The sequence below is a fragment of the Solitalea longa genome (assembly GCF_002920915.1).
Lineage (GTDB): Bacteria > Bacteroidota > Bacteroidia > Sphingobacteriales > Sphingobacteriaceae > Solitalea > Solitalea longa.
Map to the genome: position 1 here is coordinate 303,868 of NZ_PQVF01000005.1, position 20,541 is coordinate 324,408.

Sequence of the window (20,541 nt, forward strand, 5' to 3'; positions counted from 1 at the left end):
GAGGTGGAGCAAATAAATTAAAAATAGCCAGTAAAATTATAAGACGCAATTTATAATAATTAATGAAAGATGAAAGGCTTTTTATAAAAGCCCCTCATCTCCAAAACTAAAGTAACCTTCACTTGAAACAATCAAATGATCTAGCACATCAATATTTAGTACTTTACCGGCCTCTTTTAATTGCCTCGTTATTCTTATGTCCGGTTCACTAGGTTGTAAATTCCCACTTGGATGATTGTGGCAAAGAATGATAGTAGAAGCATGAGAAAGTAATGCTGCAACAAATATTACTTTAGCATCAACAACAGTTCCTGAAACACCTCCTAATGAAACAGGATAAAGACCAATTACTTTTTGATTACGCTTTAATAATAAAACTTTAAATTCTTCCAGAAATTCTATTAAACCTTTATCCCAACTCTCCATAAAGATGTCGTAAGCATCTTTAGAAGTTCGAATCATCTTCATTTCAGACGATTTTACTTTAGGATAGTAGCTTAATGAGATTTCTGAAACTAACGGAAGTGTAGTAGCTTGTTTTTTCATATAAATAAAGATTAACGAATGATTAACTGATAGAATGAATGGTTGTGCACCTACAGAACGCGCTCGCCGCTGCGAGTTAAGTGAAAGGTCACTGCAAAAGAGTTCGCTAGAACGCTGCAGTGATATGTTCGAAGAACACAAGGAACTGGCGAAGCTTTTCTTAAAAGCTATGACAGTTCTGAAGCCTGAAACGATAAGCAGGCGAGCCCAAAGTGTAAAGCGGTTGGATTTTGAACAATGAAGCTTGCTGAGTCTGTTTAAAAGACAATGGCAGCTTTACGATGACGAATGCAGAAACGGACAAGAATTGTGACAGAAAGCGAAGGGTAGGGATTGAAGCCTGGAACAATTGTTCCAAGCTGAAAAGTCTTGGTGCTTGTAAAGCTATGCTTTACGAATCTGGCGGAATTCTATGGTAGTGCCGTAATGAGGAACGCCGAATTCCCGTTCATCAATATATTCCGATCCAGTAGCACACTATATAAGCAGTCCAGTAACCTTTTACCCTATAAAAGAATATGGAATGTGTTCTCCGAAGATCAGTTTTTGGCTTATCCCTCCTTAGGCAACCATCCGAGGGAAAGCCATAACAAATGATCTGAACGGATTTGCAGAAAATGAGTTAAATATGTAATACCCTTAATTAGCTGCGAAACTGTTTTGGCTCTTTACGATATTAGAAATGGTTTCTAATAGTTCTTCATGCTGACTAATTAAGTTGTTTTTGTTCTCCAATTCTTGTTTGTAGTTGGCAATGCTTTCGGCAAGTGTTTTATTATTGGATCTTTCTTCTTGAAATTTCTTATAAATCAAAGCTTCTTTATAGCTAGTGCAGTTTTCATCTATTTCAATTACGTTGTTCCATGTATTCTGAAGAGAGTTCTTTTGAGAGTGGTCATCGGTTAATTCAATGCTTTGGCCATTAATAGAATGAGGAACTAGTTTAAATCGAAGATTAGAGCCGTTATAATGTAAAGAGACATTCCAGTTTTTCAAACTAATAGATTTAGAATGGATTACTTCATTATTTTGATCAATAAGAGTATAAATCTCGTGGTAATAATATGTCCATCCTCGTTCAATAGAAATAAAAGTGCTAACAATATTGTTATTCAATGTTTCAAGTAAAGAAGTACAATATTTGATATTCTGCATTGTATCAATAGTGAAATAGCTTATGCTTCTGATCCTTCCTGTTATTTCTATTTCATGCTTGGCTACATTAATTAATTTTTGAATCAATTCAATTTTGTTGTTATTCATAAGGCCCTTTTTGCTAACGCTTATATTGTACGGCGTAAACATAATAATTAATGTTAAAATCAAAAATGATTAAAAAGAAGTATACTGCAGGGAGTGAGGAAGTTTTGGCCCTGTAAAAAGTAAGGCAGAAGAAGACAAAACCAAAAGATTTTCAAGGTCTAGGCACTATTCATAGTAGAGGTAATAACTTTAAGCCCTTACTTTTTAAAAAGCAGTCTTTTTAGGTTTCTTCTTCGTGCCTCTTAGTGTTCTTCACTTAGATAAAACACTTTAATCAAATGGATGAGCGGGGGTAGTATCATTTACTGGATTGGTGTTTTTAAACTATAAAATTTTTTTTTGATTTGGATAAGGTGATTGAACTTGTAAATTTAGTTATGGAAAGAAAAATTATCCGATTTAAAGACAAAAATGTTGACTATGAGGCATCAATGTTAAATGTAACTATGAAGACAAACGCTTTATTAAGCACAATGTTGGATGTTTTAATTGATATTCATTGTGAAGGAAAAAGTGATGACTATAGATTGTCCTATGTAAAAGAAATTGTTGAAAACCTCACAGATAATAATGAAAGGGAGTCTCGGGAGTTGATTGAATCTTAAAAAGGCCTGCGTATTCGAAGGGTACTTTATTCCTGAAATTTTGAAATTCTTGTAATTCCCCTTATAAGAAGGTCTATTTGCTATAATTCAATAAAAACAGGAAGAAATTAAATTAATTAATCTCTTCCTGTTCCTGAGAATTATCTTCTCTTTTTTTTAAAATTCTTGCATGCTCACTTTAACTAAGTGTTTTTTGTAATATTTTAGGAAAAAAAAGAAATTTCATTAATCATTGATTCAGCAATTACCCTTAATTTAAAACTCATTGCTTGAATGTAAAATGCAGGGTACGATTTACCATTAATTTTTTTCTTGTCTTCTTGTGTAGTAAACCAACCTCTTTTTTGCAAATCAGTTGCTTTGGCAGTTTCCTTTAGACCTACTTTATCGTATAATTCTTGAAGTTTGGTTTTAATGTATTCTTTAGCATAAGTTTCATCGACGATAAATTCAACAATCAATAATTTGTTTAACTGGTTTTCCGCTTTCTCATTTTTCTTAAGTATCAACTCTTTCTGTAAATCTTTTATGCTGAAATTCAGTTCTTCTATTTTCTCTTTTCCCAATTCATAATAGACCTCAAAAGCAAATGGGTCACTTATTTTAATATTACCCAATGCTGCGTCATTAAAACTGAAAAGCGATTCTTTTTTACCTTGTTCCAACTTTTCCATTAAATCAATAGTTGCCTTTAGTTTATCCCTTTTAGATTTTCGTTTTTCTTTTGATGGAGAAGACTCTATAGGTTTATGAAACTTTTTTAACTCAACCTTATAGCCTGATTCTTCCCATGCATAAATAATGAAGGATAAATGATTAAATTCTTCATTGCAAAGGTCTTCATTAACAAACTGATCAAGTTTGGTGTCATTTAATGTTGCAATTTGGTTTGCTTCTATATCTGAGAAGCTTTGAATTTTTTCAATCTCCTCTGTAAGAGGTTTAACATTATTGGCCTTGCATTCATCTACATATTGATTGTAATTCTCAATCAGTTTCATTGCATGAAATCGATATTCAGTATAGAATGATTCTATGGTTTTCATAAAGTGTTTTTTTCGATGGTTGGTGATATGGTATAATGCATATGGTATTGAACGGATTCTTCCAATTGCCTGAACACCCTTATTTCTTATTCCAACTTTAGTATGTCGACAGTTCACATCTGTCACTAAAATTATGGTTGCATTCTCATCCTCAATATCAATTCCTTCGAAATATCTTGAAGTATAAAAATTTATCTTTTTATATTCTCCTTTAACTGGTTCGGGATTAAAGAAAACAGACACATCATCCATCCGCTCCATATTTTCTTCTTTATCTGCACAATAGATGTTACAGTCATTTATTCCGACATATCTTATAAGCTCTGCTATTTCTGTAACTGAATTATAAAAGAAATGAAGATTGCCAGGAAAGCTATCTGCATGGCTTAAAAAATAGTTCACGCATGATTTAATTGTAAACGTTTCAACTACCGTTATATATCCCAAATAAGGCTCATTAAAGCGAATTTTATAATAATCCAATTGCTTTATTCTTTCGTCACTGAAATAAAATGGGGTAGCTGATATGAACGATTTGTTTTTGAAGTTCCATAACCATTTAAAAGGATCTAATATGCGTTTACGGAATTTCTCTGTCACTGAAGTATGACACTCGTCAAGAAGAACAAAGAAATCACTGTACAGCCTATCTAGAGATATTGATTCTTCTGCCGCCTTAATAATTTTCTTAAAGCCATCAGGAGTAGTCATTATTTTGAAGAATCCATCCGACTGCAGCAGTTCTGCTTTTATTGCAGAAATTGTAATTCCCTTATAAACTCCAAAGATTTTTCTGATTGCACTATTTCTGTCTTTGTTTGTTGCATCGGATCGCATTTTATTCTTTATAATGCCTACCGTGGGAACAATAATAATCGAATGACGAAGGGTGATTAAACAAAGTGTGGTTCCGCCTATTCCGCAGCGACCTTTATCTATAAAAGCATTGGATGGAAGCACTTTAAAAGCTTTAGTTATATAATCTTTATTTGAGAGAATAATCGTTATAGGTTTTTTCATAATCTGAGGTATAGACATAGCAAGGCCATTAAGGGCTGTTTACTCTTTTAATTTTAAAATGAAAGTTTTTAGAAAATAAAACAGGGGCTGAATCGCCCCTGTTTTGACTAAGGTTTAAGCAGCTTTTGCAGCTTCTACTAATTCAACTAAAGTGAATTTAGGACTAATCTTTCCATCGATATAGTCATCAATGAATTGATCGATTTTACCACCAAGTACTAGCTTGAGTTCAGAAGTACCACGTGCTTTCCTTAAACGAAGCATTTTGTAGAGAGAACCAGCTTTGTCTTCCCTAACAAAGGGACTAACTTCAAAGTTTCCCACTTCAGAAATAGTCTTAAAAATTACGACTAGCTCTTGCTTGTTTTTAGAGGTTAATTTTCTTAAGTATACCATTAAATCTACTTTTGAAAAGTAAGTGTTGAAGAACTGTTCTTTTGTCAGTTCATTTGATGATTGGCTTTCGCCAATTAAGTTGGTTAAATCAATATTATTTATCATAAAACTATTGTCAGTTGTTTTTTTCTGACACAGCAAATGTGAGTAAACAGGGAAATCGTGGAGAAACTTGGAGTGAATTTTTCAATATTTTCATTTCCCCTAATAATCAGCCAGTTGGATAATTTACCTTTTTTCGTCCCGATATGAAATAATTAATCTGCGCATGTTATCCACATTAATTTCTTCCTTATTTTTATTGATGATTTTCATTAAGGAGGTCAATCTTCTGAAAAATCTTAATTGATCATTAGAAAGAGTTTTTACATCTGATTTTAAGGAGGTCTCCTTGTTTAAATATTCACAGATTCTTAGACAAAATTCTGCAGTGGCATCATTAAATTTCCCGGCTAATTTTAATGGCTTACCTTCTCGGATCACCTTTTCTAAAAAATCACTATTCAGATCACGTTTACCGAACATAGAAAACCAGTAATTCCCCAATTCATGAGAGCTTGAATAATTATTAAGTCTGTAAAAGATAGAATCAGCTATAAATTGAATTATTGCTTTCTCTTTTATAAGAATCGGCTCTTTATTTTTTCTTTTGAGGGTTATTTTTTCAATTTGGTCAAGATGATTCTTTTTAAAAAACAGCAGTATCTGTGCCAATTCGGCGCATAAAGAGGCATCCATTAGGTCCATGTCTTTAGAATAGATTCCTTGCCAAAGTTCTTCGTATAAGTCAATGCTTACGTATAATAAATTGTCGTAATGATCAATTAAGTCGTAATTGTTTAAAAGCTTGTCAAACTTTTCTTCGAATTCATTTTTTTCTGTTTCAGAGTTAATATGCCTGAAGTAAACTTTTCCTCTGTTCAATTTATGCAGACGTAATTTTTCTTGCCATTCTTCTTCGGAAAGCTGAGACCAGAAATATGGTCTTAGTATTTCAAAATCAGGATTAAGGATAAAAGGGTCAGTATTAGCCATGAACTCTTTTTAAAGGTAAAATCTTAAATAAAAAGGCAGTCCATTGTTTAGAGAACTGCCTTAGGACAAAAATAATATTTACCTGTTAAAAGGTGTTTTTTGATAATATTTTGGATGAACTAAAAATCAAAGATTTTAGCTTCTGCTGAAGAAATCACTCCTTTTTCGAATTCATCAAGGTAAGTTTGGGTTTGTTGCTCGGTTTGATGCCCTAATGCTTCGCTAATAATGCCGGTTGCAACTCCTGAACGTTTAAGATTAGTTGCATAACTATGGCGACTAACATAGGTTGTTAGTTTCAAATCTTCCTCACCTATCAGTTTAGCAATCTCTTTGAGGTTATCGTTTACTTTCTTAATAACGGTTTTCTTGCGGGTGTACTTCTGCTTTTCTGTAATATGAATCGAATCATTAAGAATTGGGAACACATATTTATCATTATGAGAAGTATTCTTGTAAAATTTGAGAATCTCTGCAGCATACTGATTTAGAGGTATAGTAAATAATTGACCTGTTTTACGTCTGGTATAATGAATCTCATTATTATGAATGTCTGACCATTCGAGAAAAGCCATATCAATGAAATTCATTCCACGCATGTAGAAGCTAAACAAGAAAACTTGTTGAGCGAAGTGAAGACCAGTTCCTTCTTTAAGTTTTAAGTCTTTAATCCTTTTAAAGATGTTAAGATTGACAGAACGTTTTCTTGTCTTATGGTTTAGACGTTTGTTAATAGAGTATTTCTTCTCACCGAAGGGATAGTTTTCTTTTTTATAAAGGCCGTCTTCGATGGCTAGGTTTACTACTCTTTGTAGGTTTCGCATTTTTACACTAATTGTAGTGTCTTTATTCTTTCGTTCATTCCTTAACCAATCCTCGAAGCTCTCTAGGAGTTTACTGTTTAAGTCGGTAATAAGGAGGTTAGAATTGAACTTTTTAAGCAAACTTTGGGTTTCATAATATACTGAAGCTAACCCTAGTTTCCTTTTATTTTCAAGCTCATTGATTAACTGCTTATAGTATTCATTTAAAAGGTGAGAAGGTTTCTGTTTCTTTAAATCACGTTCAAATTGTGTAAATGTAAATGGAATATCATTCAGTTCGTATTCTCTAATGATCTTGTTGGCTTCTGAAAGCCTCTTTTCTAATATTGGATTTAGTTCTTTATAGAACTTAAAACTCCTGCGAAATTTACCTAATCCATTATCCTCTTGTGTTGCTTCACTCCATTGTTCTGGTAAACACTTAAAAGGGATTGACTGGTTTTCGACTAAAGACGTAATACTGTAGTACTTTCTCTCTTTGTTTTGACTAACTCTTAAGGCTACAGAATATTCGCCATTAGATAGTTTCTGCTTAGTTTTTAAAACGATTGCTGCTTTTGCCATAACGTTAAAATGTTACGGCGATACCGCTACAATGAAGGTACACCAGAAGGTACACCAACTAACAAAAAAGCCTTAAAAGCTCATTCTGAAAAAACAATCAATGCTCTCAGATATGCTTTAAAAGGCTATTTAAACGTCGGGATGGCCGGATTTGAACCGACGGCCTCCAGCACCCCATGCTGGCGCGATACCGGGCTACGCTACATCCCGTGGGTTTTGTATTCGATAAGTAAAAATATAAAAAGCTTTAAAATTTGCTAATAAGTTCCTAAGCCTTACGAACAAACTCCGATTTTAATGCCATAGCACCAAAGCCCTCAATTTTACAATCAATATTATGATCCCCTTCAACCAGCCGAATGTTTTTCACTTTTGTTCCTGCTTTTACAGGGCCCGAAGCACCTTTTACCGGTAGGTTTTTAATAACTATAACCGAATCGCCATCCTGCAATACGTTTCCGTTCGAATCTTTAACAATTAATTTGCCTTCCTCTATTATTTCTTCTGGATTCCATTCGTGGCCGCATTCGGGACAAGCATATAGTTGGTCACTTAATGAGTATCCATACGGACAACTACATTGTGGACAAGGTTTCATTTCGTCAGACATGATTATTTATAATTAAAGGCCAAAAGTAACATCATCCTGTTACAATAAAAAGCTCTGTAAATTTATTAATGCGCAGTATAAAAAAATTCTTTCAGCGAAATTATTAACTAAATTTGTTATTGAGGCTAAGTGTATATATGGCGAATCAAAATTCAAACTACGATTACCTGATTGGGAAGCTCGACGAGTTTATCCGGAAATATTATAAAAACCGGTTAATTAAAGGAAGTTTATACGTAACAGCTATTTTAGCTGCCTTTTTTTTGGTATTAACGGTTACTGAATACTACTCTTTCCTGAGCACCTTTTCGCGTACGCTTATTTTCTTCGGATTTTTGATTTTGTCGGCGATAGTGCTTGCATTGTATGTTATAAAACCCTTGCTTTCACTCTTTAAACTTGGTTCAGTTATTAATCACCAACAGGCCTCTGAAATTATAGGTCGCCATTTTCCCGAAGTGAAAGACAAGTTGTTAAATACACTTCAGTTAAAACAAATGGCCAATCAAATGGCCGACAATAAACTAATAGAAGCGAGTATTAATCAAAAAATAATTCAGCTTAAGCCAATACCTTTTACATCAGCTATAAACCTTGGCGAAAACAAAAAGTACCTGAAATTTGCTCTTCCTCCTTTATTGGCCTTATTGATCTTGGGCGCTGCTGCTCCTGCTGTTTTAAAAGATGGAACTAATCGACTGGTTAATTACAGCCAACCTTTTGAACGAAAGGCTCCTTTTCAAATTGAAATAATCAACAAAAAACTAAGCGCACTTCAAAATGAAGACTTAACGGTTAATGTAAAATTAACCGGAGATGAAATTCCTCAGGATATTTATTTGATTGAAGGAGAAAATCGTTATAAACTCGACAAGAAAAACATTCTTGAATTTACCTACACGTTTAAAAATCTTCAGAAATCACAAAACTTCCGATTTCTGGCCGATGGTTTTTATTCTAAAGAGTATAGCCTTTCGGTTTTACCTAACCCACTTCTATTAAATTTCGAAGTCAACCTGGTTTATCCTTCCTATACAAAAAAAGTGAATGAAACCCTGCAAAATACTGGTGATTTTTCAGTTCCTGCGGGTACGCTGGTAAGTTGGCATTTTAAAACATCCAACACTGGTCAATTGGATGTGGTCATTGATGGAGTTAGTCAGCCTGCCGAAAAAAGGTCGGAAACATCGTTTTTATACAATAAAAAACTGTTTAAAACGGCCAGGTATGCGGTTCAAACTAAAAACGGCTATGTTCTTAAAAAAGACTCGCTTAATTACTCTATAGAAGTTGTACCGGACGTAAATCCTTCCATTAATGTAATTGAACGCTTCGATTCGCTAACAACAAAGCAGTTTTACTTTTCGGGTGATATAAAAGACGATTACGGCTTTTCAAAACTTACTTTCAACTACCAGATCTTAAATAAAGACAAGAAAAAGATCTATACTAAGTTTATACCGATCAATACTTCACAAACAAGTGAAACTTATTTTTACAATTGGGATTTGGAAGAAAGTGGAATTTCCCAAGGAGATGAAATAAGTTATTATTTTGAAATTTTTGATAATGATGGAGTTAATGGGATTAAATCAACAAAGTCTTCAATAAAAACCTTAAAAACGCTTTCGAAGAATGAAATAGATAGGCAGCTGGACGAAAAGCGTGAAGCCCTGAAAGATAAAATGGAAAAAACTTTGCGTCAGGCTTCAAAAATTGAAAGGGATGCCAAAAAGCTTAATGATAAGCTGGCTGATAAAAAGAACTTAAGTTTTGAAGAGAAAAAACAAATTGCTGATTTAATTGAAAAACAAAAACAGCTTGAACAAAACATTCAGGAAATTCAACAAGAGAATAAACTGAACAATCAGCAAAACAATGAACTTAATGAACAGGATCAGCGAATTTTAGATAAGCAGAAACAGTTGGAAGAAATGTTCGACAACGTGCTTGATGAAAAAACGAAGGAGATTTTAGAAAACCTTCAGAAAATGATGGAGGAGAATAACAAAAATTTAACTCGTGATCAACTGGAGAACATGCGAATGGATAATAAATCGCTGGAGAAGGAACTTGACCGGCTGCTGGAATTATATAAGCAGTTGGAATTTGAGCAAAAGCTTCAGCAAAACATTGATAAGCTCGATCAGCTTTCGCAAAAACAAGAGAATCTTTCGGAAAAAAGTAAGGATAAAAACACCGACGCTGAAAACCTGAAAAATGAACAGGATAATATCAACAAGGACTTTGAGGATCTGAAAAAAGATATGGATGATCTTGAAAAGAAAGATGAGGAGTTAGAAAATAAGAATAATTTTGACAACCCTGAAAAAGAGCAACAAGACATTCAGAAAGACCTGAATAACAGCTCCGAACAATTACAAAAGGAAAATAAAAGCAAGGCTTCCGAATCACAAAAAAATGCTGCAAATAAGATGAAGAATCTTTCGCAGAAAATGCAACAAATGCAGCAACAAATGGAAGGCATGAAACTTGATATTGATATTGAAGGATTGCGCCAGGTTCTGGAAAATTTGCTAAAAGTTTCGTTTGATCAGGAAAAACTAATGCAGCAATTTAAGTCATTAGGAGTCAACGATGCCGGCTTTAATTCACTTGTCCAAAAGCAAAAATCATTGAAGGATGATCTGGGTATGGTGAGCGATAGTATTTTTTCTTTAAGTAAACGTATCTTTCAAATAGAAACTTTCGTAAACAAGGAAATCGAAACTATTAACAAGTACATGGATAAAACCATGGAAAGTTTAGCTGAGCGCAGAACTGCAGAGGCAGCCGGCAATCAGCAATATATTATGACATCTGTTAACAACCTTGCAGTGATGTTGAGCGAGGTACTTGATCAGCTGCAAAATCAGCAGGCGAGCATGGGTAAGGGCAAATCAAAAAGCAAAAATAAAAAGCCAAGCCTTTCTCAGCTTTCAAAAATGCAGGATGAACTAAACAAACAGATGCAACAAATGAAGAATGGCATGAAACCCGGTCAGGTTCCCCGCGGTCAACAAAGCGAGCAAATTGCAAAGATGGCTCGCCAGCAACAGGCTATTCGGAATTCATTGCAAGATATTAGCAAAGAACAAAATAAAGATGGAAAAGGTAAGCTGGGTGATTTAGATAAGTTGTCGAAAGATATGGAGCGTACTGAAACCGATCTTTATAATAAACAACTTACCCAGGAAATGCTGAAACGTCAACAAGAGATCAAAACACGTTTACTGGAAGCCGAAAAGGCTGAACGAGAGCGTGATGAAGATGAAAAACGTGAGGCAAAACAAGGTAAAGAGCAAACGGCCGATTTTAAAGCCGTATATGATCAATATCAAAAAGTAAAACAAAAAGAGTTGGAATTGTTGAAAACTCTGCCTCCTGGCGTAAGTTCATTTTATAAGTCAAAAATAAATGCCTACTTTAACTTGTTAAATAACGGGAAATAGTGTTATGGGTCAAATTACAACTGATACAAGCAAGCTTTACACGTTGCAACTAGCATCGAAACTGGATAGTATTGTAGAACTTGAAAACTTCCTCGAACTACTGTTGGAAGAACACCAGGTTTCTAACGAATGCTACGGTAACATTATGACCTCATTAAATGAGGCAGCAATGAATGCCATTGTGCATGGTAATAAATGTCTTGAAAACAGAAAAGTATATATAAATGTAGAGGTGGTTAATAAAAGTAAATTCATTTTTACCGTTGCCGACGAGGGTGAGGGATTTGATTTCCGAAACCTAACAGACCCTACTTTACCTGAAAATATAGAAAAGGACAGCGGCAGAGGCGTTTTCATTATGAAACATTTAGCGGATCGATTGATTTATAATGCCCGTGGAAATGAAGTGGAGATGCATTTTAATTTTTAAGTAACAAAAGGATTGTTCATACGATATAATCGCTTAGTCAAATCCAATTCGGAGACTGATTAAGCGATTTTTATTTTCCCCCACTCCATCTATCTTTGCAAACAAATTATTTAGATCTCTATAAATGGCAGTCAACTTTTTTAATGAAGATATCGATATAAAACTTAAGGATAAATCGAAATTAAAAACCTGGATTAAAAATACCATTGAAGAAGAAGGTTTTAAGCTGAAGGATATTAATTATGTTTTATGTTCTGACGCCTACTTGCTAACTATCAATCAACAGTATTTAAATCATAACACTTATACCGATATAGTAACTTTTGATAATTCTGAAAAAGAAGATCAAATTGTTGGTGACATTTTTATTAGTGCTGAACGAACACAGGAAAATGCCGAAAAATTTAATGTAAGCCCTGCTACGGAACTACACAGAGTAATGATTCATGGCGTTTTACATTTATGTGGCTATTATGATAAAAAACCTGAGGATAAAGCTTTAATGACCGAAAAGGAGAATTATTACCTGGCCAAACGAATTTTTTAAATACAGAAAGGTTGACAAACTGCCAACCTTCTGTTCAACTAAACCTAAGAATTATATACGTTTATATTCTTTCAACAATTTCACTTAAAGGTCTTCTTACCTTTTTAGCAAACTGCATTGCATCTTCCTCCGAACGGAAACCTATAGGAGCAATAACTATGGCGTGCAAACCCTTTTCCTTCAATCCTAAAATTTCATCAAAGGCAGCGGCGTTAAAACCCTCCATTGGACAAGCGTCAATTCCTTCAACCGCACAATAGGTAAGCAAATTGCCCAAAGCAATATACGTTTGACGAGCATTCCAGTAAGCAGCGGCATCTTCTGTTAAGTTTGTTGCAGTGCCTTTCATTATTCCTTCGAAACCTTCTAATGCTCCACGAGAAACATTACGTGTTGAGGCTATATTATCAATGTAAGCTTCAATAAATGAATGGTCAACAGACGTTTTATGTGCAAAAACAATTAAATGAGAAGCGTCGGTAACCTGAGTTTGGCCGTATGCAGCTTCTTTTAACTTTTCCCTGATCTGCTGATTCTCAACAACTATGAATTTATAAGGTTGCAAACCATATGAAGAAGCGCTAAGATTTAAGGCTTCCAAAAGGTTGTTTAACTGCTCTTCCGTTAATTTCTTGGTCGAATCAAATTTCTTTGTCGCATAGCGAAAGTTGGCTAAACGATCTATAACATCTACTTTTTCTAATACTTCCATTATAAAATTTCTCTCTTAATTTTTAAAATCCATCGGAACCTCTATAATTAACAACTCAGCAAAAGAATTTGTTTTTACATTTATTGTTCCTACATCAGAAATCCCGATTGCATCTCTTTCAAATAAATCAACTCCCTCAACCTCAATGTTTCCACTTAAAACAAACACATAAATACCATTACCCGGTTTGTTTAAATTGTAAGAAAAGGTTTTGTTTTCATCGAAGTTTCCGAGTGAAAACCAGGCGTCCTGATTAATTAATACACCACCTTCTTCAGGATTTGGAGAAACAACCACTGAAAATTTATTCTCCCGGTCGATTGGTAAAAAGGTCTTTTGTGCATATCGGGGTTCAATATCACGCTCTTTTGGAAACACCCATACCTGCAAAAACTTAACTTCCTTATCCCTTGAGTTATTGTATTCGGAATGAGCAATTCCGCTTCCTGCCGACATTATTTGAACATCATGTGTTTTGATCACTTCTTCTCTTCCGGTACTATCTTGATGACGCAATTCACCTGATAAAGGAATACTTACAATTTCCATATTATCATGAGGATGTGTACCAAACCCTAATCCAGGAGCCACCGTATCATCATTTAAAACTCTTAGTAATCCAAAATTCACTTTAGCCGGATCATAAAAAGAACCAAAACTAAATGAGTGATAACTTTTTAACCAACCTAAGTTGTTGTAACCGCGTTCATTAGCGCGGTGAATTACAGTTTTCATTTTTTATTTCCTTTCGAAATTTGTTGCAACAAATATAAGTAAAAACAATTAATGTTTAAACACATATTATATTAAATAGTTTATTTTTACCCTGTGTAATTAAAAAATCACAAATAAATAAAGCCAGACTAATCAATTTGATAGATATTTAAACCATTAAAGGCAATTTGATCAACTTTTGACCGTAAGTTATTATACCAACTAAAATAGCCTTAAAGATATTTTTAATCAGCCACTATTAGTAAACACTCAAAAAAATGTACAATTACCACCATTGAAGTAAAAACCGACCTCTTTTGAAAATAACAATGTATCGTTTTGGTATATACATTAAAATGGAAACAATCAGAGCAATTTAAAAAACAACGTTGATAAGCGTCTAAAATAGGACAAACTAAGAACAAATAGAAAATGAATTAAGCCGATTAAGTTTTGGAAGCACTCTCCCCCCTTTCTACTCGAACTAAAAGTAACCAACAATTTATGCTAACAGAACCCCATCAAGCAATAATTTAGTTCAGTATTCGCTTATTCATTTATCTTTAAGAAAATAGTTGTAATAGTCGGGTTGATCGATCTTCTGCCCAATAAATTTGTAACCAGTTTCAAATACTTTTTTATCAAATGACCGTTTAATATAAAATATATTATCAGGATTAGTTGTAAGCAATATTCCAAAAGCAATGAAAAATCCACTTCCAGACCACAAACCTATTGTCACCCATTTAAAAGTTTTAATCTTAAGAAGAAAGTGATCAATGCAGAAAACTAAAACGAACCCAAACACAAAGTAAGTTAATAAGTCAATTATGAACTCTATCGCGAATATCTGTAGCGACATTGAAGTGTGCCAGCCTGGACAAGCGTAAGCTAATGGAAAGCCGGTAAACAGTGAGTCAGGAGCATCAAAAGGTAAAGCATACCACCATTTTGTAAATGTAGCAAATGAGATCATTGTAAGAGGTAATACTATTTTGAATATCCTTTTTTCATAGTCTCAATAGTAATAAGAATGTACCATAATAATTAAAAATCACCTTTAAAGAAACAAAAATCCTTGTAATCCCTTTATCCATCAATTAACAGAACGGTAATAATTCTAGTTTCTAAAAGATGCACTTACTTTTTCTTTGAATAAGGACCTTATGCAGCTTATAAACAGAGATAGTTTAAGGCTTTTCAGATTATTGAGTTCATAATAACATATTTTCAGTTTGAAGCAATGCTTAAAAGTAGCTTTAGGTTTCAATTATACGTGTATGCATTATGATATATAATAATTAAGATAGAGTCGATTCTTAGACACAAATTGAGAATAATTCATCTCTTAAGGTCAAGTCTTTAATTATACTGATCAGGTATCAATAGTAGATGGCACTATTTGCATCTATTATAACAATAGCTTTAAAGGTGTATAGTGTAAATACGAATGCCATCCTTGCTCTATATTCTAATTATACTTATTTAAAGTACACTAATAAAAACCACGATGAATAGTATCAAATGTCCTGTTATGGATAAAGGGCAGGGTAAAAAAATATATTCAAAAATGAATTTAATATTTGAGGAATATACCCTATCGGTATTTAAAAGAATTAAAATTTAAAACTATCAAGTTCGAAACCTGAAAATTAATCGATGATAACTTCTGATTTCAGTATGATTAAATAAAACTGCTTTTAAAACTCTTCCACCCGTATAAGCCGTTATATAAAAAATGTTTGTATGAATTAAGGATTATACTTCTAAGATATCTATCCGGGTTAAATAAGTAATAATTAATTTGATCAATTACTAATTAACCGTGCTGTACTAATCAATTATACCTCTATGATTTTATTAACTAATTAAACAGAAATACGACCCAAACGCTATTTATTTAAGCAATAACTTATTAAAAATCCATTGAACCATTATACATACCCAAATAGAAAATTCCTCTATAATAACAAGGCCCTGTTTAAATTATAATATCAGTATTTAAAACATAAGTTCTACAATTTATACTAATATATTCAAGACAACAGAAGCTGATTCCGTATTTAGTTTATAAAGTTAATAGTCGAGCAAAAAAGTATTTATCTTAAAAATCAATCTTCAAACTACTTAAATAAAAAGCTATTACTATCAAATTATCTATGATTCGTCCCATATCAGCGGGAATATTAAATGAAAACAGTTTTAAAACTAGGCAGTAATTAAGTTGACCAGGATTTAAGGACCCTTTTAATAAATGACGATTATTATTATTAAGTCACCATTCTGATTATAAAACCGCTAAACAGTAATCCACTAGCTTGATTATGTAGATAATCGATCTTAATTAGTTAAACAGTTAGAAATATTACATAAAAGTAGATCATGTATTCTGCTGTATTAGAAGTACTATGAAGTATTCTGAAACCAAATAGCAATACCACCTAATTGGCTAACACTATCCTTTTGATAAAAAAATAGCCTAGAAGTTAAATCAACCCATTATTTACTAGTGTATACCATAGGTAGAGGATATCACCATTATAGTTTTTATTATAGATTAAAAGGAGAAGTTAATAGCTATATTCATTAAGTATCAAAAGCTCATTATTCCAATCTATTAAATTAGTTAGATATTTAAAAGCTGTTTATATACCTAATAAAGCATTCAATCCATTTTCCATTGACAAAGTTTTTTTAAAAAACCTTATCCCCTAGCAAATACACTGCTTAAAACAACTCAATTTAAAGAATAAGGAAATTACGTTAACGAGTCAGATATCATCCAATTAATTGGTGAATAGTACTGATTATCGTCCACTAATGTTTCACGTGGAACATAACCTTTAAGATTATTACTATTACAAACCCTCTTATTTAATTAAACTATTTCAACTTCTTACTTAAACTAAAAGCATTTATAGGATCAACTTTAATCAAGTAGCTTTAATACGTAAAAGAGAACAGAAATAACATAGCCCAGTTTAGGGATCCAAAATTTATAAAACAGAATAACAGTTTAGAATAAACATTTAACTCTTAATGTAATACACAGATTACACATGTTCCACGTGAAACATAAGAAACTAAACACATTTTGAATTTTCGTAACTTTGCATCCTCTTAAAATAAATATCAATTAAACATGTTCCACGTGGAACATAATAGATACTATGTTTACTGAATACGATATAATAGTTGTTGGAGCTGGTCACGCTGGATGTGAAGCTGCTGCTGCTGCTGCAAACCTTGGTTCAAAGGTTTTATTAATAACAATGAATATGCAAACTATTGCTCAAATGTCCTGCAATCCAGCTATGGGTGGTGTGGCTAAAGGGCAAATAGTGCGTGAGATTGATGCAATGGGTGGATATTCTGGGATAGTAAGTGATAAAACTACTATTCAGTTCAGAATGTTGAACCGCTCAAAAGGGCCAGCAATGTGGAGTCCACGGGCACAAAACGATCGTTATAAATTCCATGAAGAGTGGAGATATATGCTGGAAAACACACCGAACCTGGATTTCTTTCAGGATATGGTGAGTGGTTTATTGGTTAATGGTAATACAGTTTGTGGCGTTAAAACATCTTTAGGTTTAGAAATAAAATCGAAAGCTGTTGTTTTAACCAATGGTACCTTCCTTAATGGAACGATTCATATTGGAGAAAAACGTTTTGGGGGTGGTAGAATGGGTGAAAAAGGAGCTACAGGTTTAACTGAAAATCTGGTTGAACTAGGCTTCGAAGCAGGCAGAATGAAAACGGGAACTCCTCCAAGAATAGACGGAAGAAGTATTAATTATTCGATAATGGAAGAACAGCAAGGTGATGAAAACCCTAGTCGCTTTTCATATCTTGATTTTGAACTTCCAACTGAAAAACGCTCGTGTTATATAACCTATACAAGTCCAGAAGTACATGATATTTTAAAGGAAGGTTTCGATCGTTCTCCAATGTTTACTGGTAGAATTAAAGGATTAGGCCCAAGATATTGTCCTTCAATTGAAGATAAAATCAATCGCTTTGCAGAGCGCGACCGTCATCAAATCTTTGTTGAACCGGAAGGTTGGAATACAGTAGAAGTTTATGTTAATGGTTTTTCAACATCACTTCCAGAAGATGTACAATACAAAGCACTTACTAAAATTCAGGGTTTTGAGAATGCAAAATTCTTCCGCCCTGGATACGCTATTGAATATGACTTCTTCCCTCCTACTCAATTAAACACCACATTAGAAACTAAACTCATTTCTAATTTATTCTTCGCCGGTCAAATTAATGGAACAACAGGATACGAGGAAGCCGCAGCGCAAGGATTTATGGCAGGCATTAACGCTCACCAGAAGGTAAATGAGCTGCATGAATTCGTTCTTTCACGATCAGAGGCTTACATTGGAGTATTGATTGATGACCTCGTAACTAAAGGAACTGATGAACCTTACCGTATGTTTACTTCAAGAGCTGAACATCGATTATTACTTCGTCAGGATAATGCTGATATTCGCTTAACAAAATTATCGCATGATCTAGGTTTAGCCTCAGCCGAACGTTTACAAAAAGTGGAGGAAAAGATCCGCCGTTCCGACGAAATTGTCAAATTCATGAAAGGTAAAACAGTTGAGCCGACAGAAATTAATTCATTTTTAGAACAAAATGGAACTTCTCAAATTCCTCAAAACACCAAGTTATTTAACTTATTAGCTCGGCCTCAAATTAATTTAAATGATTTAATAACGGCATATCAACCTTTAAAAGATTTTGTAAATGGAACGGGGCAAGAAATAATTGAACAATCTGAAATTAAAGTAAAATATGAAAGCTATTTTGAGAAAGAACTTGAAATGGTTTCGAAGTTACAACGTATGGAAGATCAAAATATAAATCCAGAATTTAACTATGATACTTTAGTTTCCTTGTCAAAAGAGTCGAGAGAAAAACTTAAAAAAATAAAACCACGTACTTTAGGCCAAGCATCCCGCATTTCTGGTGTTTCCCCGGCAGATATTTCGGTTTTAATGATACATTTATCTAAATAATTGATAATCAATTATTTAGATAAATTTTAAGTAGGAAAAATCGACTTATTTTAAAGCGATATAAAAGACTATCTAAAATTTTTAATATTATTACTCATAAAACCATACAACTTTAACAGAGGGCTTAAAAACGTGGAATTTTCAAAAGAGCAGTTTTTAAAGAAAAATTTTCAGTCATTAATAGGGTTAACCATTTTTTTAAGTGCATGTGCTAACATGGTAAGTCCACAAGGAGGACCAAAAGATGTTACGCCACCAAAACTTCAATCGGAAACACCAAAAAATAAAACATTGAATTTTTCAGAGAAAAAAATTGAAATAGAATTCAATGAGATGATCCAACTGAAAGAACAGACGAAAGAAATAAGTATTACTCCAGAAATGGAACTTGCTCCTGAAATTGAAGTAAGAAAAAATATCATCAGGGTAAAGCTCTTAGATACACTTAAAAAAAATACTACCTATTCAATAAATTTCGGAAATTCAATTTCCGATATAAATGAATCAAATCCTTATAAAAATTATCGTTATGTTTTTTCAACAGGTAATTATATCGATTCACTAAAAATTTCAGGAACCGTTCATTACGATATTGATACTGCCTTAACAAAAGATGTGATCATTGCTTTATATCCGGCCGACCTTGAAAAACTGTATCAACAAAAACCAATTATTTATACTTCAAGTTCCACAGGTGGAAAATTTGAGTTAAACAATATCAAAAATGGAGAATACAGAATTTTTGCAATAAAAGACTTAAACAGTAATAAGCGATTTGATGAAGATGAATTATTAGGTTTTATGAATAAATCAGTGAATCTTCAAAAAGATACTACAAACTTAAATTTTACTCTAGCGAAACAAATTCCAAGAAAGACCAGGGTTACAGAATCAAAATATTTCGAAGGGAAAATTCTCGTAAAGTATAATCGTAAGGATGATTCGATAAATTATAACGTTTTATATCCGGAAGAATTCAAAAACAACATTCTTGTTGATAAAGCTTCATTGGATTCGGTTTCATTATGGTTACCAACAACAAACTTCGATTCAACACAAATTCAACTACAAAAGAATGGTAAACCGTTTGACACTGTTTTAATCAGAAACTTTATCAAGGAGCCAAAAATGGCAACACTTAAAATAAGTGATAATTTAAAGTCTCAACTAATAAAACCAGGAGATACGGTGAAATTAAATTTTTCACGTCCTTTAAAAAATCCTGACTTTAGTAAAATTGATTTGTTAGAAGATAGTGTTAAAAAAACAAATTTTACAGTTTTGCCTAGTCTGCAGAACATTCGTGAATATGCAATAAAGTTTAACTGGGATAGTACAAAACACTACGACATTCACATAAAAGAAAATAGTTTCAGTGACCAATATGGAAAGGCGAATAGCGAGTATAAACGAAAATTCATAGTTGACTCTTCAGCAAATTATGGTTCGATAATAGTTAAATTCACCATTCCTGCTAACAAACAATACATTGCACAGTTGCTAGATGCTTCTAATAATGTAGTGAAAGAAAAAATTATTTCTCAAAGCCAGGTTTATTACTTTAATATTCTGTCACCTGATAAATATAAAATCCGATATATAGATGACAGTAATAAAAATGGGATTTGGGATATTGGAAAAGTAGATCAAAACATACAAGCAGAACAGATCCACTATTACCCGGATATAATTTCTACAAGAATTGGTTGGGAAATAGAAGTAAACATTGATATCACCCAATAAA

The 20,541-nt window shown here is 33.1% G+C and carries 16 protein-coding genes and 1 tRNA gene; 6 read left to right on the forward strand and 11 right to left on the reverse strand.

The genetic code is table 11. From position 1 onward, the window contains the following. Positions 1 to 81 precede the first annotated feature (81 nt). Positions 82 to 546, reverse strand: coding sequence for a JAB domain-containing protein (locus C3K47_RS08775; protein WP_103788750.1), 465 nt, complete (start codon positions 544 to 546; stop codon positions 82 to 84). Between the two features lie 639 nt (positions 547 to 1,185). Continuing rightward, positions 1,186 to 1,809, reverse strand: a complete 624-nt coding sequence (locus C3K47_RS08785; RefSeq protein WP_133159354.1) for a hypothetical protein — start codon at positions 1,807 to 1,809, stop codon at positions 1,186 to 1,188. Between the two features lie 377 nt (positions 1,810 to 2,186). Here C3K47_RS08785 and C3K47_RS08790 point away from each other — a divergent pair, with 377 nt between their 5' ends. After that, complete coding sequence (locus C3K47_RS08790) at positions 2,187 to 2,414, forward strand: hypothetical protein (RefSeq protein ID WP_133159355.1); 228 nt, start codon at positions 2,187 to 2,189, stop codon at positions 2,412 to 2,414. A gap of 203 nt (positions 2,415 to 2,617) precedes the next feature. Here the strand turns inward: C3K47_RS08790 and C3K47_RS08795 are convergent, their stop codons facing one another. The 6 genes from C3K47_RS08795 to C3K47_RS08820 form a co-directional block, all read right to left on the reverse strand. After that, positions 2,618 to 4,480 (reverse strand): DEAD/DEAH box helicase family protein, encoded by a 1,863-nt coding sequence (locus C3K47_RS08795; protein WP_103788754.1) that lies wholly within the window; start codon positions 4,478 to 4,480, stop codon positions 2,618 to 2,620. Positions 4,481 to 4,594: 114 nt separating this feature from the next. Beyond that, positions 4,595 to 4,981, reverse strand: coding sequence for a hypothetical protein (locus C3K47_RS08800; RefSeq protein ID WP_103788755.1), 387 nt, complete (start codon positions 4,979 to 4,981; stop codon positions 4,595 to 4,597). Positions 4,982 to 5,104: 123 nt separating this feature from the next. Continuing rightward, the gene (locus C3K47_RS08805) at positions 5,105 to 5,911 is read right to left on the reverse strand and encodes a hypothetical protein (protein WP_103788756.1); all 807 of its coding nucleotides are present in this window, start codon (positions 5,909 to 5,911) and stop codon (positions 5,105 to 5,107) included. A 119-nt stretch (positions 5,912 to 6,030) separates the two neighbouring features. Continuing rightward, positions 6,031 to 7,299, reverse strand: coding sequence for a site-specific integrase (locus tag C3K47_RS08810; protein WP_103788757.1), 1,269 nt, complete (start codon positions 7,297 to 7,299; stop codon positions 6,031 to 6,033). A 136-nt stretch (positions 7,300 to 7,435) separates the two neighbouring features. Continuing rightward, positions 7,436 to 7,509: transfer RNA gene (locus C3K47_RS08815), tRNA-Pro, on the reverse strand. Positions 7,510 to 7,567: 58 nt separating this feature from the next. Then, positions 7,568 to 7,909, reverse strand: coding sequence for a zinc ribbon domain-containing protein YjdM (locus C3K47_RS08820; protein WP_103788758.1), 342 nt, complete (start codon positions 7,907 to 7,909; stop codon positions 7,568 to 7,570). 137 nt (positions 7,910 to 8,046) lie between these two features. Here C3K47_RS08820 and C3K47_RS08825 point away from each other — a divergent pair, with 137 nt between their 5' ends. The 3 genes from C3K47_RS08825 to ybeY all read left to right on the forward strand — a co-directional run bounded on the left by C3K47_RS08825 (position 8,047) and on the right by ybeY (position 12,338). Beyond that, on the forward strand, positions 8,047 to 11,361 hold the full coding sequence (locus C3K47_RS08825) for a DUF4175 family protein (RefSeq protein ID WP_103788759.1): 3,315 nt from the start codon (positions 8,047 to 8,049) through the stop codon (positions 11,359 to 11,361). 4 nt (positions 11,362 to 11,365) lie between these two features. Next, positions 11,366 to 11,791: an ATP-binding protein gene (locus C3K47_RS08830; protein ID WP_103788760.1), complete on the forward strand. Its 426-nt coding sequence runs from the start codon at positions 11,366 to 11,368 to the stop codon at positions 11,789 to 11,791. 124 nt (positions 11,792 to 11,915) lie between these two features. Next, a complete protein-coding gene (ybeY, locus tag C3K47_RS08835; RefSeq protein WP_103788761.1) occupies positions 11,916 to 12,338 on the forward strand; it encodes an rRNA maturation RNase YbeY in 423 nt (140 codons plus the stop codon). A 61-nt stretch (positions 12,339 to 12,399) separates the two neighbouring features. On the opposite strand, the gene C3K47_RS08840 is transcribed toward ybeY, so the two are convergent. The 3 genes from C3K47_RS08840 to C3K47_RS08850 all read right to left on the reverse strand — a co-directional run bounded on the left by C3K47_RS08840 (position 12,400) and on the right by C3K47_RS08850 (position 14,740). Further along, the gene (locus tag C3K47_RS08840; RefSeq protein ID WP_103788762.1) at positions 12,400 to 13,050 is read right to left on the reverse strand and encodes an NAD(P)H-dependent oxidoreductase; all 651 of its coding nucleotides are present in this window, start codon (positions 13,048 to 13,050) and stop codon (positions 12,400 to 12,402) included. Between the two features lie 15 nt (positions 13,051 to 13,065). Then, positions 13,066 to 13,785 carry a pirin family protein gene (locus C3K47_RS08845; protein ID WP_103788763.1) on the reverse strand — a complete coding sequence of 240 codons (720 nt, stop codon included), beginning with the start codon at positions 13,783 to 13,785 and terminating at the stop codon, positions 13,066 to 13,068. A gap of 532 nt (positions 13,786 to 14,317) precedes the next feature. Beyond that, positions 14,318 to 14,740, reverse strand: a complete 423-nt coding sequence (locus C3K47_RS08850) for a hypothetical protein (protein WP_103788764.1) — start codon at positions 14,738 to 14,740, stop codon at positions 14,318 to 14,320. 2,194 nt (positions 14,741 to 16,934) lie between these two features. On the opposite strand from C3K47_RS08850, the gene mnmG reads away from it, so the two are divergent. Together mnmG and C3K47_RS08860 are read left to right on the forward strand one after the other, a co-directional pair. Further along, positions 16,935 to 18,797, forward strand: a complete 1,863-nt coding sequence (gene mnmG / locus C3K47_RS08855) for a tRNA uridine-5-carboxymethylaminomethyl(34) synthesis enzyme MnmG (RefSeq protein ID WP_103788765.1) — start codon at positions 16,935 to 16,937, stop codon at positions 18,795 to 18,797. A gap of 132 nt (positions 18,798 to 18,929) precedes the next feature. Next, complete coding sequence (locus C3K47_RS08860; protein WP_103788766.1) at positions 18,930 to 20,540, forward strand: Ig-like domain-containing protein; 1,611 nt, start codon at positions 18,930 to 18,932, stop codon at positions 20,538 to 20,540. Position 20,541 lies beyond the last annotated feature (1 nt).

Bases quoted from the DNA above. Each gene is read 5' to 3' on its own strand.
- C3K47_RS08795 (WP_103788754.1), bottom strand. From the start codon at position 4,480: ATGAAAAAACCTATAACGATTATTCTCTCAAATAAAGATTATATAACT.
- mnmG (WP_103788765.1), top strand. From the start codon at position 16,935: ATGTTTACTGAATACGATATAATAGTTGTTGGAGCTGGTCACGCTGGA.
- C3K47_RS08840 (WP_103788762.1), bottom strand. From the start codon at position 13,050: ATGGAAGTATTAGAAAAAGTAGATGTTATAGATCGTTTAGCCAACTTT.
- C3K47_RS08790 (WP_133159355.1), top strand. From the start codon at position 2,187: ATGGAAAGAAAAATTATCCGATTTAAAGACAAAAATGTTGACTATGAG.
- C3K47_RS08850 (WP_103788764.1), bottom strand. From the start codon at position 14,740: ATGATCTCATTTGCTACATTTACAAAATGGTGGTATGCTTTACCTTTT.
- C3K47_RS08775 (WP_103788750.1), bottom strand. From the start codon at position 546: ATGAAAAAACAAGCTACTACACTTCCGTTAGTTTCAGAAATCTCATTA.
- C3K47_RS08820 (WP_103788758.1), bottom strand. From the start codon at position 7,909: ATGTCTGACGAAATGAAACCTTGTCCACAATGTAGTTGTCCGTATGGA.
- C3K47_RS08785 (WP_133159354.1), bottom strand. From the start codon at position 1,809: ATGAATAACAACAAAATTGAATTGATTCAAAAATTAATTAATGTAGCC.
- C3K47_RS08830 (WP_103788760.1), top strand. From the start codon at position 11,366: ATGGGTCAAATTACAACTGATACAAGCAAGCTTTACACGTTGCAACTA.
- C3K47_RS08845 (WP_103788763.1), bottom strand. From the start codon at position 13,785: ATGAAAACTGTAATTCACCGCGCTAATGAACGCGGTTACAACAACTTA.
- C3K47_RS08810 (WP_103788757.1), bottom strand. From the start codon at position 7,299: ATGGCAAAAGCAGCAATCGTTTTAAAAACTAAGCAGAAACTATCTAAT.
- ybeY (WP_103788761.1), top strand. From the start codon at position 11,916: ATGGCAGTCAACTTTTTTAATGAAGATATCGATATAAAACTTAAGGAT.
- C3K47_RS08805 (WP_103788756.1), bottom strand. From the start codon at position 5,911: ATGGCTAATACTGACCCTTTTATCCTTAATCCTGATTTTGAAATACTA.
- C3K47_RS08800 (WP_103788755.1), bottom strand. From the start codon at position 4,981: ATGATAAATAATATTGATTTAACCAACTTAATTGGCGAAAGCCAATCA.
- C3K47_RS08825 (WP_103788759.1), top strand. From the start codon at position 8,047: ATGGCGAATCAAAATTCAAACTACGATTACCTGATTGGGAAGCTCGAC.